Source organism: Streptomyces sp. NPDC048002, from assembly GCF_040653275.1.
GTDB lineage: Bacteria > Actinomycetota > Actinomycetes > Streptomycetales > Streptomycetaceae > Streptomyces.
Genome location: NZ_JBEZNL010000065.1, coordinates 1 through 19,656 on the forward strand (window position 1 = coordinate 1; position 19,656 = coordinate 19,656).

At 71.7% G+C, this 19,656-nt stretch carries 2 protein-coding genes; both read left to right on the forward strand.

The annotated features are described in order from the left end of the window. Positions 1-269: 269 nt before the first annotated feature. Positions 270-13,985, forward strand: a complete 13,716-nt coding sequence (locus tag AB0E07_RS38570; protein WP_362262777.1) for a type I polyketide synthase — start codon at positions 270-272, stop codon at positions 13,983-13,985. 46 nt (positions 13,986-14,031) lie between these two features. Further along, complete coding sequence (locus AB0E07_RS38575) at positions 14,032-19,608, forward strand: type I polyketide synthase (protein ID WP_362262780.1); 5,577 nt, start codon at positions 14,032-14,034, stop codon at positions 19,606-19,608. Positions 19,609-19,656 lie beyond the last annotated feature (48 nt).

Sequence of the window (19,656 nt, forward strand, 5' to 3'; positions counted from 1 at the left end):
TGTCGAACGTTTCGGGGCGGGTTGCAGGCCAGGAAATGTGCACGCCCGCGTACTGGGTCCGGCACATCCGGGAGTCGGTCCGTTTCGCGGACGGTATGACATGCCTTTCCGATGCGGGCGTGACGAAGTTTCTGGAGTTGGGGCCGGATGCGACGCTGACGGCGATGGGTGCGGAGTGTGTGGAGGGGCTGTTTCTCCCCGCGACCCGCCGGGGTCATAGCGAGGTCGAGACGTTCACGTCTGCTGTGTCCCGGCTCTGGGTGAGTGGTGTGGACGTCGACTGGCCCGCCTACTTCGCCGACCGCAACCCCCGCCGTGTCGACCTGCCGACCTACGCCTTCCAACGCGATCACTACTGGCTGGAGTCCGGCCCAGACACCCCGGACGTCACCAGCGCCGGTCTGGCCACCACCGACCACCCCCTGCTCGGTGCCGCGGTAAGTCTCGCCGCTGACGGGGGCGTTGTTCTGACCGGCAGGTTGTCGACGCGTACGCATCCCTGGCTGGCGGATCACGCGGTGGCGGGCACGATCCTGTTCCCCGGTACCGGGTTCGTGGAGCTGGCCGTTCGTGCCGGTGACGAGGTCGGTTGCGGGCACCTTGCCGAACTCACCCTTCAGTCCCCGTTGGTCCTCGCCGGGGAGGGCGGTGCCGGGGTCCAGGTCCAGGTGGTTGTCGGGCCTGCCGACGGGGACGAGGGGCGGCGTTCGCTCGCCGTGTACTCCCGTTCCGAAGGGTCGGAGGCACCCTGGACCCTGCACGCCGAGGGTGTCCTGGCCGCCGTATTGCCGGACGCGCAAGCAGCTCCCGACCTGGTCTCGTGGCCACCCGCCGGTGCCGAGCCCGTCGACGTGACCGGCTTCTACGATCGTGCCGAAGCCGCGGGCTACGGCTACGGTCCCGCCTTCCAGGGGATGACCTCCGCCTGGTGCCGCGGCGACCACCTCTTCGCCGAGGTGTGCCTGAGCGAGGACCTGCACACCGATGCCGGGGCCTTCGGCCTGCACCCCGCTCTGCTGGACGCGGCACTCCACACGGTGCTGGCCACGACCAGCGAGTGGCGGGAGCTGCGGTTGCCGTTCCTCTGGGAGGGTGTGTCACTCCTGGCAGCCGGTGCCACCGCGGCCCGTGTCCACATCACCCCGGTTGGCTCGGACTCGGTCTCCGTGGTTCTGGCGGATCCGGCCGGCGAGGCCGTCGCGCGGGTCGAGTCACTGACGCTGCGGCAGGTGACGGCTGAGCAGTTGGCCTCGTCGGTATCGGGCGATGATGACTCCCTCTACCGTCTGACCTGGGAGAACGCTCCGCGGCACTCGGATGTGATGCCGGTGTCCGACTGGGCCGTGATCGATCCGGACGAGGTGCTCCCGGCACTCGGTGGGCGCTGTGCGACGCTCACCGTGCTTCTCGACGCGGACGGCGCTGTACCGCCGACGGTCCTGGTCGTCCCCGCTGTCGCGGACGAGGCGCAGGAAACGGTCGCGGGGGTCCTGGCACTCGTGCAGGATTGGCTCGCTCATGAACGTGCCGCTGAGTCACAGCTGGTGGTCGTGACGCGTGGGGCTGTGGCCAGTGAGGGCGGAGACGTCCTCGACCTCGCGGCCGCGGGTGTCTGGGGCCTGGTTCGCTCCGCGCAGTCCGAGTTCCCTGGGCGCTTCGTCCTTCTCGACCTGGACGCGACCGCCGAAGTTCACGATGCGGCCGTGGTCCGGGCGGCGTTGGGTTGTGGTGAGCCGCAGGTTGCTGTGCGTGGGGGCCGGGTGTTGGTTCCGCGGCTTGTGCGTGCGGTGACTGGTGGCGTGGGTGTGGGTGTGGGTGGCTTGGTGGTGCCGGCTTCTGGTGTGCCGGGGTGGAGGTTGGACGTTTCCGGTGAGGGGACGTTGGAGGGGCTTGCGCTGGTCGAGGCGCCGGAGTCCTCGGCACCGTTGGCGGCTGGGCAGGTGCGGATCGCGGTTCGTGCGGCCGGAGTGAACTTCCGCGACGTCCTGATCGGGCTCGGCATGTACCCCGGTGACGCCTTCATCGGGAGTGAGATCGCCGGTGTCGTCGTGGAGACGGCCGAGGACGTCACCGAGTTCGCCGTGGGAGACCGCGTCCTCGGACTCGTACCGCGCAGTTTCGGGCCGTTGGCGGTGGCGGATGCGCGGGTGTTGGTTCCGGTGCCGGTGGGGTGGTCGTTTGAGTGTGCGGCGGCTGTTCCGGTGGTGTTCTTGACGGCGTTCTATGCGTTGGTCGATCTGGGTGGTGTGCGGCCTGGTGAGACGGTTTTGGTGCATGCGGGTGCTGGTGGTGTGGGGATGGCTGCGGTGCAGTTGGCGCGGCATTTGGGGGCTCGTGTTCTGGCGACGGCGAGTCCGGGGAAGTGGGGTGTGCTGGCGGGTCTGGGTTTGGGTGAGGGGGAGGTTGCGTCCTCGCGTGATGTGGGGTTCGGGGAGGTGTTCGCGGGCGCTGGTGTTGATGTGGTGCTGAACGCGTTGGCGGGTGAGTTCGTTGATGTGTCGCTGGGTTTGCTGGGTGCGGGTGGTCGGTTCCTGGAGATGGGGAAGACCGATGTCCGTGATGCGGGGGTGGTTGCGGAGGGTTGGCCGGGGGTTCGGTATGAGGCGTTCGACATGTTGGATGCCGGGCCGGTCCGGATCGGGGAGATGCTGCGTGCGTTGATGTCCCTGTTCGAGGCGGGGGTGTTGGAGCCGTTGCCGGTGCGGGCGTGGGATGTGCGCCGGGCGCCGGAGGCGTTCCGGTTCATGAGTCAGGCCAGGCATGTCGGCAAGGTGGTCCTGACGATGCCGCGGTCCCTTGATCCCGAGGGGACGGTCCTGGTCACCGGCGGCACGGGCACGCTGGGCGGGCTTCTGGCGCGTCATCTGGTGGCCGAACACGGTGTCCGGCGTCTCCTTCTCACCAGCCGCACCGGCCCGGACGCCCCAGGATCCGCCGAACTCGTCGCTGATCTGTCCGAGTTGGGGGCAACGGTAGAGGTGGCGGCCTGCGATGCCGCGGACCGGGCCCAGCTCGCCGCCCTCCTCGACGGCCGCAGTCTCACCGGTGTCGTGCACGCCGCCGGTGTCCTGGCCGACGGGCTGGTCACCTCCCTCACCGCCGAGCAACTGGCCGAGGTATGGCGCCCGAAGGCCCAGGCCGCCGGCAACCTCCATGAGCTGACCCGCGACACCGACCTCGCCCTGTTCGTCCTGTACTCCTCCGCCTCCGGTGTCTTCGGTTCCCCCGGTCAGGCCAACTACGCCGCCGCCAACACCTTCCTCGACGCCCTCGCCCACCACCGCCACACCCTCGGTCTGCCCGCCACCTCCCTCGCCTGGGGCTACTGGGAGCAGGCGAGTGGGATGACCGGTGAGCTGGGCAAGGCCGACCGTCAGCGGCTGAGCCGTACCGGCCTGGCCCCGATGCCGTCCGCGGAGGCGCTCGCACTGCTGGACAGAGCCCTCGCGTCGCCCGATGCCGCCCTGGTGCCGGCGCGCCTCGACCTCGCCGCACTGCGCCGCGCCGAGTCCGTACCCGCACTCCTCAGCGCACTCGTCCGCACCACCCCCGGCCGCCGTACGGCCCGCGCGTCGGCCGCAGGCACCGTCGCCGGTGCCGCGCTCGTGGAGCGGCTCGCCGGGCTCAGCCGATCCGAGCGGGACCGGCACCTGGTGGAGCTGGTCCGTCGGAACGTCGCCGCGGTCCTGGGACATGCCACCGAGCAAGCCGTCGACGCGGGAAAGTCCTTCAAGGAGCAGGGCTTCGACTCGCTCACCGCCGTCGAGCTGCGCAACCGCCTCGGTACGGCCACCGGCCTCAGGCTCCCCACCGCGCTGGTCTTCGACCACCCGACGCCCACCGCGCTCGCCGCTCACCTCCACGCCGAACTGTGGGGTGCGCACGAGGAGGCGGCAGCCGGCGAAGGAACCTCCCCCGCCACGGCCAGGGTGTCGGACGAGCCGATCGCCATCGTCGGTATGGCCTGCCGCTTCCCGGGCGGTGTGACCTCGCCGGAAGAGCTGTGGCGACTGGTTGGCGAGGGCGTCGACAGCATCGGGGCCTTCCCCGCGGACCGGGGCTGGGATCTGGACGGGGTCTACCACCCCGACCCCGCTCACTCCGGCACCACGTACACCCGCCAGGGCGGATTCCTCTACGACGCGGCCGAGTTCGATCCCGAGCTGTTCGGCATCTCGCCGCGCGAGGCGCTGGCGATGGACCCGCAGCAGCGGTTGCTGTTGGAGACGACCTGGGAGGCGTTCGAACGGGCGGGTCTGCCGCCCACCTCGCTGCGCGGCAGCAGGACCGGTGTCTTCGCCGGGGTGGTCGCCACCGACTACGCGGCGCGGCTGGACGAGGTGCCCGGTGATGTCGAGGGCTACCTCGGGATCGGCAACACCTCCAGCGTGGCCTCCGGTCGGCTCGCCTACACCTTCGGGCTTGAGGGGCCCGCCGTCACGGTCGACACGGCCTGCTCGTCGGCACTGGTCGCTCTGCATCTCGCCGCTCAGTCGCTGCGGAACGGCGAGTGCGAGATGGCCCTCGCGGGCGGTGTCGCGGTGATGCCCTCGCCGTACATGTTCGTGGAGTTCAGCCGGCAGCGAGGGCTCGCCACCGACGGGCGCTGCAAGGCGTTCTCGGCCTCCGCGGACGGTACCGCCTGGTCCGAGGGCGTCGGTGTGCTCGTCGTCGAGCGGCTGTCGGACGCCGTCCGCAACGGGCATCAGGTACTGGCCGTGGTCAGGGGGTCGGCGATCAACCAGGACGGCGCCTCCAACGGACTGACCGCCCCCAACGGCCCCTCGCAACAGCGGGTCATCCGTCAGGCCCTCGCGGGTGCCGGACTGGCCGCCGACGATGTCGACGCCGTCGAGGCCCATGGGACGGGTACCGCGCTCGGCGATCCGATCGAGGCCGCCGCCCTGCTCGCCACGTACGGTCAGGACAGGGACACGGACCGGCCGCTGTGGCTCGGCTCCGTCAAGTCGAACATCGGTCACACCCAGGCGGCGGCCGGTGTCGCGGGCGTCATCAAGATGGTGATGGCGATGCGGGCAGGTGTGCTGCCGCGCACCCTGCACGCCGACGAGCCTACCCCGCACGTCGACTGGGATCAGGGTGGCGTACGGCTGTTGACCGAGGAGCGGGAGTGGCCGACCGACGGCACCCGTCCGCGCCGCGCCGCGGTCTCCTCCTTCGGAATCAGCGGGACCAACGCGCACGTCATCTTGGAGCAAACTCCGGAGGGCTCCGAAGGTGTCCCGGAAACGCAGGCACAGGCCCCTGAGCCGTCTGAGCCCGCCCAAAGCTCGCCCGCCCAGGCACCGGAGGGCTCGAAGCGCGCCCACGGATCGCCGGCTCAGGGGCCTGTGCCTTCCTCTTCCACCCAGGACTCATCCGACGTCACGTCGCCGCCGCCCGCCGGTCTCCCCGCCGGACTCCCCGCCGGTCTCCCCGCCGGACTCCCCGCCGGTCTCCCCGGCGGTCTCCCCGCCGGTCTCGTCCCGTGGGTGTTCTCCGGGCGCACCGAAGGCGCCCTGCGGGCCCAGGCCGAGCGTCTCGCCGCCTTCACCGCCGAGCGCCCCGGTCTGCCCGCCGACGGCATCGCGTTCTCGCTCGCCGCCACCCGGGCCGCCCTCGACCACCGTGCCGTCGTCCTCGCGCACGACACCGCCGGATTCGGGCCGGCCCTGGCTGCGCTGGCCGCGGGCGACCGTACGCCCGAGGCCGTCACAGGAGTCGCCGCCACCGACCGGCCCCTCGCCTTCCTCTTCACCGGGCAGGGCAGTCAACGCGTGGGCATGGGACGAGAGTTGTACGCGACGTACCCCGCCTTCGCGCGAGCGTTGGACGCGGTGTGCGAGGAACTCGACGCGCACCTCGAACGTCCCCTGCGCGAGGTGCTGTTCGCGGAGCCGGGCAGCCCGGAGGCGGCTCTGCTGGACCGCACCGGGTGGGCCCAACCCGCCCTCTTCGCCTTCGAGGTGGCCCTCTACCGCCTGGTCGAGGGGTGGGGCGTCAGGCCCGACTACGTGGCCGGGCACTCCATCGGTGAGCTGGTCGCCGCTCACGTCGCCGGCGTGCTCTCCCTGCCCGGCGCGGCCACCCTGGTGACCGCGCGCGGCCGGCTGATGGAGGCGCTGCCCAGGGACGGCGCGATGCTCTCGGTCGAAGCGGGCGAGGACGAGGTGAGGGAGACCCTCGCCGGGTACGAGGAGCAGGTCGCCGTGGCGGCCGTCAACGGCCCCGCTTCCGTGGTGATATCCGGGGACCGGGACGCCATTGCCGCCCTCGACGCTCTCTGGCGAGAGCGCGGACGCAGGACCAAGCTGCTGCGCGTCAGCCATGCCTTCCACTCCCCGCACATGGACGGGATGCTCACGGAGTTCGGCGCCGTCGCCGCAGGACTGGCCTACGACGAGCCCGTCGAGCCCGTCGTCCCGGTCGTCTCCAACCTCACCGGCGTCGGCGCCCTCCCTGCCGAACTGGCCACCGCCGCCTACTGGGTACGCCATGTCCGCGAACCCGTCCGCTTCCACGACGGCCTGCGCTGGCTCCGGGATCGTGGAGTCACCACGTTCCTGGAGCTGGGGCCGGACGGCGTCCTCACGGCCATGGCCGACGACTGCTTCAACGGCCCCGAGGACAGGTCCACCCCACCGGCCGTGCTGTTGAGTGCCCTGCGCGGAAACCAGCCGGAACCGGAGACGCTGCTGCGGGCCCTCGCCGGCGTCTACGTCCACGGCGGGACCGTCGACTGGGCCGCGCTGTCCGACGACGAGGCCGCCGACCGCCGAAGGGCTCGCCGGATCGAGCTGCCCACCTATCCCTTCCAGCGTTCCCGCTACTGGCTGGAGTCCGCCCGCACCGGTGCCGCGGGAGGGCCCGCCGACGAGGCGGAGGCCCGGTTCTGGGAACTGGTCGAGAACCAGGACGCCGCCGGCCTCGCCACCGCGCTGGACCTCGACCCGGGAGGTGCCGACGCCGGCACGGCACCGGATCTCAGCGTGCTGCTGCCCGCTCTGGCCTCCTGGCGGCGCGGTGAACGCGACCGCTCCACGCTCGACAGCTGGCGCTATCGCACGGTCTGGAAGCCCGTGACGACGATCGGTTCGGGCCGCCTCGACGGCACCTGGCTGGTGGTGAGGGCGGACGACGGCACGAGCGCGTCGGCCGGTGCTGGCGGTGCTGGCGGTGCGGCCGGTGCTGGCGGTGCGGGCGGTGCTGGCGGTGCGGGCGGTGCTGGCGGTGCGGGCGGTGCTGGCGGTGCGGCCGGTGCTGGCGGTGCGGGCGGTGCGGGCGGGGTGGTGGACGCGACGCTGTCGTATCTGCTCGATGCGCTGCGTGCCCTGGGCGCGGACGTGGTCGAACTTCCGCTGTCGGGGACTGGACCTGCCCTCGATGTCGAGCATCTCGCGGTGCTGTTGAGGGAGTTCGCGCCGGACGGTGCCGCGGGTGTGCTGTCACTGCTTCCCGGCGCTCTCGGGCTCGACGCGACGCTGGCGCTGCTCCAAGCGCATGTGAGCGCCGGGTTGGACGCTCCGCTGTGGTGCGTCACGCACGGCGCCGTCGCCGTGACCCCGGAGGAGCCCGTCTCCGACCCCGCCCTCGCGCAGGTCTGGGGTCTGGGGCGGGTCTTCGGCCTGGAGCACCCCCCGCTGTGGGGCGGTCTGGTCGACCTCCCCACCACGGTGGACGCGAAGGCCGCGGCACGCCTCGCCGCGGCCCTGGCGGGCACCGACGGCGAGGACGAGGTGGCCGTCCGACCCTCCGGTACCTTCCTGCGCCGCCTCACCCGAGCTGCCGCGACGCCTGTCACCCCCGTAGGAGCCGCCGCGGCGGGCACTCCGACCGACGGCGCCGCGGGAGCCGCCCCGCAAGCCGTTGCCCCGGACGACGCCCCGACGGCAGGCCGTACCGCCGTCCCGACCGTCACCCCGACGACCTCCCACTGGCGCCCCCGAGGCACCGTCCTCATCACCGGCGGCACCGGCGGTCTCGGCGCGCACGTCGCCCGCTGGCTCGCCCGGAACGGTGCCGAGGACCTCGTACTCACCAGCCGCCGAGGCCCCGACGCACCCGGTGCCGCCGAACTCACCGCCGAGCTGACCGCGCTCGGCGCCCGCGTCTCCGTCGTCGCCTGCGACATCGCCGACCGGGAGTCCGTCGCGACCCTCCTCGACACGCTGCCCGGACGGCTCCCGCTCAGCTCCGTCGTGCACGCCGCGGGCATCGGCCACTTCACCGCCCTGCCGGAGCTGTCCCAGGACGAACTCGCGGACGTGCTGGCCGCCAAGGCCGCCGGCGCGGACCACTTGGACGCCCTTCTCGGCGACCGGGAACTGGACGCCTTCGTGCTCTTCTCGTCCATCGCGGGCATCTGGGGCAGCGGCCACCAGGGTGGGTACGCCGCCGCCAACGCCCACCTCGACGCCCTGGCCCAGAGCCGCCGCGCACGCGGCCTCGCCGCCACAGCCGTGGCCTGGGGCGCCTGGGCGGACGGAGGTATGGCCGACGGCGACATGACCGGCCATCTCGCCCGGCGCGGCATCCGCGCCATGCGCCCCGAACTCGCCCTCGCCGCGCTCCAACAGGCCCTCGACCACGGTGACATCAACATCACCGTCGCGGACGTCGACTGGGAGCGGTTCGTCCCCGCCTACACAGCCGCCCGCCACCGTCCGCTCATCGGCGAACTCCCGGACGCGCAAGCCCACCTGACCGTCCCCGACGACGGAGTGACGGCACCCGACAGCGAACTGGCCCGACAGCTCGCGGGACTCGGCCCGGAGGAACAGGAGCGACGGCTCACCGAAACCGTCCTCACCGAGGTAGCGGCCGTCCTGGGCCACCACGGCACCGGCGGCCTCCAACCCGCCCGCGCGTTCAAGGATCTCGGCTTCGACTCGCTGACCGCCGTGGAACTGCGCAACCGGCTCACCACCGCAACCGGCCTGCGCCTGCCCTCCACCCTCGTCTTCGACCACCCCACACCCGCCGCCCTCACCGCACACCTGCGCCACGAACTCCTCGGCAGCACAGAGAGCTTGGCTGTCGAAGCAGCGCGCGCCGAGACCACCACGCGTGCACGCCCGGACGAACCCGTCGCGATCGTCGGCATGGCCTGCCGCTACCCCGGCGGCGTCGCCTCCCCCGAGGACCTGTGGGGGCTCGTCGCCACCGAGGGCGACGCCATCGGAGCCTTCCCCGCCGACCGGGGCTGGGACATCGAGACGCTCTACGACCCCGAGGGCGGCCGCCCCGGCACCTCCTACGTCAACGAGGGCGGCTTCCTCTACGACGTCGCCGGTTTCGACGCCGACTTCTTCGGCATCTCACCCCGCGAGGCGCTGGCCATGGACCCCCAGCAGCGCCTCCTGCTGGAGCTGTCCTGGCATGCCTTGGAGGACGCCGGACTGCCCCCGACCGGTCTGCACGGCTCCGCCACCGGTCTGTTCGTCGGCTCCAACGGACAGGACTACTCGACCCTGTTGGGACGGGCCCCCGAAGCAGTCGCCGGCTATCAGGCCACAGGCAGTGCGGCAGCCGTCGTCTCCGGCCGGATCGCCTACACGCTCGGCCTGGAGGGACCGGCGGTCACCGTGGACACCGCCTGCTCCTCCTCGTTGGTCGCCCTCCACATGGCCGTGCAGTCCCTCCGCAACGGAGAGTGCGAACTGGCCCTCGCCGCAGGCGTGACGATCATGTCGACACCGGGCGCCTTCGTGGAGTTCAGCCGACAGCGGGGCCTCGCAGCCGACGCCCGCTGCAAGCCCTTCGCCGAATCCGCCGACGGTACCGGCTGGTCGGAGGGCGCCGGCGTCCTCGTCGTCGAGCGACTCTCCGACGCCGTCCGCAACGGGCACCGCGTGCTGGCGGTCGTACGCGGCTCGGCCATCAACCAGGACGGCGCCTCCAACGGGCTCACCGCGCCCAACGGTCCCTCCCAACAGCGCGTCATCCGCGCCGCGCTCGCCGCGGCCGGTCTCACCGCCGGGGACGTCGACGCGGTGGAGGCACACGGAACCGGCACCACCCTCGGCGACCCCATCGAGGCACAGGCCCTGATCGCCACCTACGGCCGGGCTCACGACGCCCAACAGCCCCTGTGGCTGGGGTCGGTGAAGTCCAACCTCGGTCACACCCAGGCCGCCGCCGGAGTCGCCGGCGTCATCAAGATGGTGATGGCCATGCGGGAAGGCGTGCTTCCCCCGTCCCTGCACGCCACGCAACCCACCAGCCACGTCGACTGGTCCGACGGCACCGTCACCCTCCTGGACCGGCCTATCCCCTGGACCCAGGGCCGCACCGGACCACGCCGCGCAGGCGTCTCCGCCTTCGGCATGTCCGGCACGAACGCCCACGTCATCCTGGAAGAGGCGCCGCCGAACTCCGCTCCCACCGGCCAGGTACTCATCGAAGGCCCCGCCGGACTTCCCGGCTCGCCCGTACTGCCGCTGCCCTTCTCCGCCCGCACCGCAGAGGCGCTGACCGCGCAGGCGCACCGCCTCGCCGGCATCGCGGCCGGGACCGCTCCCGCCGACCTCGGTTGGAGCCTGGTCACCACCCGCTCGCCGCTCGAACACCGCGCGGTGGCATGGGGCACCCGCCCCGAGCAACTCACCACCGCCCTGACCGCCTTGGCCTCCGGCACACCGACCCCCCACGCCGTGACGGGCACCGCCCCCGGAACGGGCGGCGGCACCGTCTTCGTCTTCCCGGGGCAGGGGTCGCAGTGGGTGGGGATGGGGCGGGGGTTGTTGGTGTCCTCGCCGGTGTTCGCGGAGCGGATCGGTGAGTGTGAGGCGGCGCTGGGGCCGTTCGTGGACTGGTCGTTGACCGACGTACTGCGCGATGGCGACGACTCCTGGCTTGAGCGTGTTGATGTGGTGCAGCCGGTGTTGTGGGCGGTGATGGTGTCGCTGGCTGCGGTGTGGGAGTCCTTCGGGGTGGTGCCGGCGGGGGTCATTGGTCATTCGCAGGGTGAGATCGCGGCTGCTGCGGTGGTGGGTGCGCTGTCGTTGGAGGATGCGGCGCGGGTGGTGGCGCTGCGGTCGGCGGCCGTTCGGGACGAACTCGCGGGTCGTGGTGGCATGTTGTCGCTGGCGACGGGCGCGGAGCGAGTCTCGGGGTGGGTCGAGCCTTACGGCGATCGGGTATCGGTTGCTGTGTTCAACGGTCCGGATGCCACGGTGGTCGCCGGCGACTCTGAGGCCCTGGACGAGATCGCGGCGGCGGCCGAGGCGGCCGGTGTCCGAGCGCGCAGGGTTCCCGTGGATTACGCCTCACACTCCGCGCAGGTCGAGGACATCCACGAGCATCTCCTCGAAGTCCTTGCCCCTGTCCAGCCGCGTGCCTCGCGTGTCCCGTTGATCTCGACGGTGACGGGTGCACCGTTGGACACCACGACTATGGACGCCGCGTACTGGTACGAAGGTCTGCGTCAGCCGGTCCGCTTCACCGACGCGATCCAGGAAGCCCTCTCGCAGGGTCATTCCCGCCTGATCGAAGTCAGTGCCCACCCGGTCCTGACCACCGCAGTGCAGGCCATCGCCGAGGCGGCGGAGACTCCGGTCACCGTCGTGGGTACCCTGCGCCGGGACGAGGACGAGAACACCCGCCTGATCGCGAGCGCGGCCGAACTCTGGGTCCAGGGCGCCGACATCGACTGGTCGTCCGTCTTCGCGGGCCGCACCGTCACCCACGTCGACCTGCCGACATACCCCTTCCAGCACCATCGCTTCTGGCTGGAGCCCACGGAGGCAGCGGCCGTCTCCGACCTCACCCCTGGTCTGGACTCCGCCTTCTGGGAGGCGGTCGAGAGCGAGGACGTGGAGGTGCTCTCGGGGCTCGGGGGTGCGCGGGACGCGTGGCGTTCGGTACTGCCGGAGCTTGTCGCCTGGCGACGCCGTGGGCAGGAGTTGGCCACGCTGGACGGCTGGCGGTACAAGGTCGGCTGGAAACCGCAGCCGGACGCCGAGGCGCCGGTCGCGCTGTCCGGCCGCTGGCTGCATGTGACCACCGAAGGCGCTGAAGGCGCCGAGGACGCCTGGTCGGCCGAACTGGTCGGACTGCTCACCGCACACGGCGCCGACGTGGTGACCCTGCCCGTACCGCGGGGCGGCACCGACCGCACGACGCTCGCCCGAGCACTGGCCGAGGCGTACGGCGAACAGGGTGCCGTCGGCGTCCTCTCCACCCTCGCCCTGGCCGACGAACGGCCCGCCACGGAGCATCCCGTGGTGACCGAGGGCGCCGCCGCCACTCTCGCCCTGATCCAGGCGATCGGAGACACCGGGCTCGACACCCGGGTCTGGTGCGTCACACGGGGGGCCGTCGCCACCGGCTACGGCGACGAGATCTCCCGTCCCGCGCAGGCCGAGGTCTGGGGCATGGGCCGAGTGGCCGCGCTCGAACTGCCGCACCAGTGGGGCGGAATGCTCGACCTCCCTGACGACCTGGACGACGAGCGGACACGGCGCCGCGTCGCGGCCGTGCTCGCCCAGCGGGACACCGTGCACCACGACCAGGTGGCGGTACGGACCGTCGGACTCCTGGCGCGCCGCATGGTGCCCGCGCCGCTGCCCGCTGAAGGACCGGTCCGGGAGTGGACACCGCGCGGAACGGCCATCGTCACCGGCGGCACCGGGCTGCTCGGTGGCATCCTGGCCCGATGGCTGGCCCGCAACGGTGCCGAGCACGTCGTCCTCACCAGTCGGCGTGGCACCGAAGCCCCAGGGGCTGAGGAACTCCGTTCCCAGATAGCCGAACTGGGTGCGAGGGTCACCATTGCCGCATGCGATGTCACCGACCAGGCTTCGCTCACCGCGCTCATCGGCGGGCTCGACGCGGCCGGCGATGACATCCGTGCCGTCTTCCACACGGCGGTCCGGTACGAACTGGGCGCCCTAGCCGACACCACACTCGGGCAGTACGCCAACGTCATCGACGCCAAGGTCGCCGGAGCCCGGATGCTCGCCGAGCTCCTCGGCGGACGAGACCTGGACGCCTTCGTCGTCTACTCCTCCGTCGCCGCTCTCTGGGGCAGCGGCGACCACGGCGCCTACTCCGCGGCCAACGCCCACCTCGACGCCTGGGCACAGCAGCAGCGGACCCGGGGAGTACCGGTCACCGCCGTCGCCTGGGGCATCTGGGACGCCGTCAACGAGTGGGACGGCCGGGACGCCGCCGAACGGCCCGTACTCAACCGGCGCGCCCAGCGTCAGGGCCTACCGCTCATCGATCCTCAACTCGCCCTCACCGCGCTCCAGCAGATACTCGACCACGACGAGGTCAACATCGCCGTGGCCGACGTCGAATGGCCGCGCTTCACCCAACTGTTCACCTCGGCACGCGACACCCACTTCCTGGACGACCTCCCGCGGGCCCGCCCCCACCTCCCCACCGCCGCGTCCGCCTCCGGCACCGGTGCCGAGCCGGGGCAGCATGCCGAACTCCGGTCCCGGTTGCGCGGACTGCCCGTCGCCGAACAACGTCGTGAACTCGTGGAGTTGGTCCGCTCCCAGGCGGCCGCCGTGCTCGGTCACAGCGGACCCACGACCCTCGACGCCGACCGGGCCTTCCGCGACCTCGGCTTCGACTCGCTCACCGCGGTCGAACTGCGCAACAGGCTCGGCTCCGCCACCGGCCTGACCCTGCCCACCACCCTCGTCTTCGAACACCCCACCGCCACCGATGTCGTCGCCCTGCTCCGCAAGGAACTGGCACTGGACGCCGACACCCCGAGCACCGCAGACGCCCTCACCGAACTCGGGCGCCTCGAAGAAGCCCTGGCCACCGCCACCCCCAACACCGACACCCGTCTCAAGCTCACCAGGCAACTACAGACCCTCCTGGTCCGGCTGAACGACGACAGCAACGGCCCCACCACCAACACCACCACCAACACCACCACCGGACCCGAGACCGAGGACGACGACCTCGAAGCGGCCTCCGCCGACGAGATGTTCGCCCTGATCGACCGCGAATTCGGTTCCTCCTGACCACCCGCACCGTCCCCCGACCACCCAGCACCTGGAGATGTCGACGATGGCGCAGAACGAAGCCAAGCTCCTCGAATACCTTAAGCGGGTCACCACCGACCTGCGCCAGGCCCAGAGCCGCCTCGCCGCCGCCGAGGAGAGGGACCGCGAGCCGATCGCCATCGTCGGCATGGCCTGCCGCTACCCCGGAGGCATCGGCTCCCCCGAGGAACTGTGGCAACTCGTCACAGACGGCCGCGACGCCATCGGCGGCCTCCCCGACAACCGTGACTGGGACCTGGACAACCTCTACGACCCCGACCCCGACCGGCACGGCAAGAGCTACGTCCGCGAGGGCGGCTTCCTCTACGACGCCGACCAGTTCGACGCCACCCTGTTCGGCATCTCGCCGCGCGAAGCCAGGGTCATGGACCCCCACCAGCGCATCCTGCTGGAGGTCGTCTGGGAGGCGTTCGAGCGTGCCGGCATCCCCACCACCTCACTGCGCACCACCTCCACCGGCGTCTTCGTCGGCTGCAACCCGCTGGACTACCGCTCCGGAATCCACCACGTCCCCGAAGGGTTCGAAGGCCATCTCGTCACCGGCAGCGCCGGCAGCATCGTCTCCGGCCGGATCGCCTACACCTTCGGCCTCGAAGGCCCCGCCGTCACCCTGGACACCGCCTGCTCCTCCTCCCTGACCGCCCTCCACCTCGCCGCACAGTCACTGCGCCGGGAGGAGTGCGGGCTCGCGGTGGCCGCGGGCATCGCCATCATGTCCACCTCCGACGAGTTCACGGGCTGGAGCCGCCAACGCGGACTCGCCGCCGACGGCCGCTGCAAGGCCTTCGCCGCGGACGCCAACGGCATGGGCCTCGCGGAGGGCGCCGGCGTCCTCGTCCTCGAACGGCTCTCCGACGCCCGCCGCAACGGCCACCGCGTCCTGGGCCTCTTCAAAGGCTCCGCCCTCAACCAGGACGGAGCCTCCAACGGCCTGACCGCCCCCAGCGGCCCCGCGCAGCAACGCGTCATCCGACAGGCCCTCCTCAACTGCCGCCTCAACCCCTCCGACGTCGACGCGGTCGAGGCACACGGCACCGGGACACCACTCGGCGACCCGATCGAGGCACGGGCGCTCCTCGCCACCTACGGCAGCGGCCGCACCGCCGAACAGCCCCTGTGGCTGGGCTCGATCAAGTCGAGCATCGGGCACGCGCAGGCCGCCGCCGGAATGGCCGGGGTCATCAAGATGGTGATGGCGATGCGAGCCGGCGTACTGCCGCGCACCCTGCACGCGGACCAGCCGACCTCCCACGTGGACTGGACGACGGGCGGCGTGAAACTACTCACCGAGCCGACCCCCTGGCCCGAAACGGGCCGCCCGCGCCGCTGCGCGGTCTCGGCGTTCGGCATCAGCGGCACGAACGTGCATGTGGTGTTGGAGGGGGCGCCGGAGGCGGAGGTCGTTGCTTCCTCGTCGGTGGGTGGGTTGGTGCCGTGGGTGGTGTCGGGTGGTTCTGCGGGGGCGTTGGCGGCGCAGGCGGGGCGGCTGGCTGGGGTTGTCGGGGATCCGGTGGACGTGGGGTGGTCGCTGGCTTGTGGTCGGGCGGCGTTGGGTCATCGGGCGGTGGTGTGGGGGTCCAGTGGCGAGGAGCTGACGGCTGCGCTGGGTGGGGTGGAGTCGGCGGGGCCTGTGGTTGAAGGTCGGCTGGCGGTGCTGTTTACGGGGCAGGGGGCGCAGCGGGCGGGGATGGGTGCGGAGTTGGCGGCTCAGTTCCCGGTGTTCGCTGGTGCGTTGAGTGAGGTGTGTGCGGGGTTCGAGGGTTTGCTGCCTGGGTCGTTGGTGGAGGTGTTGTCCGCTGGGGGGTCTGGTCGGCTGGATGAGACGGTGTTTACGCAGGCGGGGTTGTTTGCGTTTGAGGTGGCGCTTTATCGGCTTGTCGAGTCGTGGGGTGTGCGTCCGGACTTTGTGATGGGTCATTCGGTGGGGGAGCTGGTTGCCGCGCATGTCGCGGGCGTTCTCACGCTGGAGGATGCGTGTCGACTGGTGGCCGCGCGGGGTGGGTTGATGCAGGCGTTGCCCGCGGGTGGGGCGATGCTGTCGGTCCAGGCCCCGCTCGCGGAGATCGAAGAACTCCTGGGGTCGGTGGACGTAGCGGCCGTTAACGGCCCCGCTTCCGTGGTCATTTCAGGCCCCGAGACCGAGATCGAGGCTGTACGGCACCGGCTGACGGACGCGGGAGTGAAAACCCGACGGCTCGCTGTTTCCCATGCGTTCCATTCCTCCTTGATGGAGCCGATGCTCGGCGAGTTCGAGCGGGTGGCTGCGACTGTCGAGTTCGCTGAGCCCCGCATTCCTGTGGTGTCGAACGTTTCGGGGCAGGTGGCGGGTGGGGAGTTGTGCACGCCCGGGTATTGGGTGCGGCACATCCGTGAGTCGGTCCGGTTCGCGGACGGTATGACATGCCTTTCCGATGCGGGCGTGACGAAGTTTCTGGAGTTGGGGCCGGATGCGACGCTGACGGCGATGGGTGCGGAGTGTGTGGAGGGGCTGTTCGTTCCCGCGACCCGTCGGGGTCATAACGAGGTCGAGACGTTCACGTCTGCCGTGTCCCGGCTCTGGGTGAGCGGTGTGGACGTCGACTGGCCCGCCTACTTCGCCGACCGCAACCCCCGCCGTGTTGACCTCCCGACCTACGCCTTCCAACGCGACCGCTACTGGCTCCAGGTGGGAAGTGGCGCCGGTGACCCCGCGGAGCTGGGGCTCGGCGAGGTCGGGCACCCGTTGCTGGGAGCTGCGGTGAGTGTGGCTGCCGATGGCGGCGTCCTGCTGGCCGGCAGGTTGTCGACGCGTACGCATCCCTGGCTGGCGGATCACGCGGTGGCGGGCACGATCCTGTTCCCCGGTACCGGGTTCGTGGAGTTGGCCGTCCGCGCCGGTGACGAGGTCGGTTGCGGGCACCTTGCCGAACTCACCCTTCAGTCTCCGTTGGTCCTCGCCGGGGAGGGCGGTGCCGGGGTCCAGGTCCAGGTGGTTGTCGGGCCCGCCGACGGGGACGAGGGGCGGCGTTCGCTCGCCGTGTACTCCCGTTCCGAAGGGTCGGAGGCACCCTGGACCCTGCACGCCGAGGGTGTCCTGGCCGCCGTATTGCCGGACGCGCAAGCAGCTCCCGACCTGGTCTCGTGGCCACCCGCCGGTGCCGAGCCCGTCGACGTGACCGGCTTCTACGATCGTGCCGAAGCCGCGGGCTACGGCTACGGTCCCGCCTTCCAGGGGATGACCTCCGCCTGGCGCCGCGGCGACCACCTCTTCGCCGAGATCACGCTCCCCGAAACCGCGCGCTCCGAAGCCGCCGCATACGGCGTGCACCCCGCCCTCCTGGACGCCGCGCTGCACCCGCTCGGCCTACATGCGGACGCGGAGAACCACACCGTCGAAGTCCCCTTCGCCTGGCGGGACGTCACCCTGCACGCCACCGGTGCCGACCGGGTCCGCGTCGCCCTCACCCCCGGTGTCGACGGCACGTCCCCGACGGTCACCGTCGCCGATGCCACCGGAAGCCCCGTACTCACCGCAGCTTCCCTCACCCTGCGCCCGCTCGCTCCCGAGCAGCTCCCGGCCGCTCCTGCCCACGGGGACCGACTGTTCGGGCTCGACTGGCAACCGTTGGACGCGCCCGTGCCCGAGACCGTCCACGACGAGGCCTGGGCGATTCTCGGCCCCGACCCGCTGGCGCTCGCCGCCGGCCTCCAGTACGCCGGTACGAGCGTGTCCGCGTACGACGACCTGCCCGCCCTCACCGCCGTGCTCGACGCGGGTGTACCCGCGCCTCCAGTCGCGCTGATGTCGTGCGCCACCCCCGGTGGCTCGACCGAACCGGATGCCGAGGTCGTGCTCGACGCCGTCCGGAGCACCCTCGCCGCCCTCCGTGAGTGGCTCGCCGAACCCCGGCTGGCCGAGACCCGGCTCGTGGTCGTCACCGCGGGCGCCGTCGCCACCCGCACCGGGGAGGACGTCACCGATCTGGCCCACGCACCGCTCTGGGGACTGCTGCGCACCGCCCAGAACGAGCACCCCGACCGATTCCTCCTGCTGGACACGGGCGCGGACCCGGATCCGGACCCCGAGCTGCTGGCCGAGTCCGTACGGGCCGCGTCGGCCACCGGCGAGCCCCAGCTCGCCCTGCGGGGAGGGGAGTTCCTCGTCCCCCGGCTCGCTCGCCGTGTGCCTGTGCCGGGCGGCGGCACAGTGGACGGGGACCGCACGAACCCGTGGCGCACGGACGGCACCGTGCTCATCACGGGCGGCACCGGGACCCTCGGCACGCTCGTCGCCCGCCACCTCGCCGGAGCACACGGTGTCCGTCGGCTCCTGCTCACCAGCCGTACCGGCGGTGACTCGGCCGCGGCGGAGGCACTCGTCGCCGATCTGGCCGGGTTGGGCGCGGACGCCGACGTCATCGCGTGCGACGTCGCCGACGAGGGCGAACTCGCCGCCCTCTTCGACAAGATCCCCGCGGAACACCCGCTGACCGCGGTCGTGCACGCCGCAGGAGTGGTCGACGACGCGGTCCTGTCGGCCCTCACCCCCCGACAACTGGAGAGCGTGCTGCGCCCCAAGGCGGACGCGGCCCTCACCCTGCACCGGCTCACCCGTGATCTCGACCTGTCGGCCTTCGTCCTCTTCTCCTCGACCGCGAGCGTCTTCGGCAGCCCCGGACAGGCCAACTACGCGGCCGCGAACGCCTTCCTCGACGCCCTCGCCCACCACCGTCGCGCCCAGGGCCTGCCCGCCACCTCGGTCGCCTGGGGGCTGTGGGGTGAGTCCAGCGGCATGACGGGCCGACTGGACCGGGTCGACCTGGACCGCATCACCCGCTCCGGACTCGCCTCGCTCTCCTCACCGGTGGCCCTCGGCCTCCTCGACACGGCGAGCGCCGGCGGCGACGCCCTGTGTGTCGCCGTCGAGATCACCATGTCGACCCTCCGGCGCAACGCCGAGGCGGGGAGGGTGCCGTCCGTCCTCTCCGGCATCGTCCCCTCCCAGCCGCGTCGTGCGTCCGCGCGGGCAGTGGGCGACCCCGCCACGCTCGCCGAACGCCTCGCCGGGAAGGACCCAAAGCAACGGGCGGCCCTCTTGCAGGAGTTGGTACGCGACCATGTGATCGACGTGCTCGCGCACGGCAGCTCCGTCGCTCTCGACGCCGATCGTGACTTCTCCGACCTCGGATTCGACTCGCTCACCGCCGTGGAACTGCGCAACCGGCTCGGCAGCGCGACCGGACTGCGGCTGCCGACCAGCCTCGTCTTCGACTACCCCAGCCCCCGGGCGCTCGCGGCACACCTGAACAGCCGGCTCTCGCCCGGGGACACCGCCCGCACCACCGTCCTGGGAGAGCTGGAGCGCCTGGAGGCAGCGCTCGCAGCCGAACCGCCCTCCGCCGAGGGCCGGTTCGCGCTGCTCAAGCGCCTTCAGACGCTGGTCTGGCGCCTGGAGGACTCCGCCCCGGACGACCGCAACAAACCCGTCCAGCAGCCGGATCCGGCCGTCGTCGGCACACCACAGGAGGCGTCCGCCGGCCTCGACGACGCCACCGACGACGAGATGTTCGACCTGATCAACAAGGAACTCGGCCTCGGCTGACCGCCGAACCCCGTCCCCTCCGCCCGCCCGCCCCGAACCTCCCCTGGA

Excerpts from the sequence above, each read along its gene's own strand:
- AB0E07_RS38575 (WP_362262780.1), top strand. The coding sequence starts at position 14,032 with ATGGCGCAGAACGAAGCCAAGCTCCTCGAATACCTTAAGCGGGTCACC.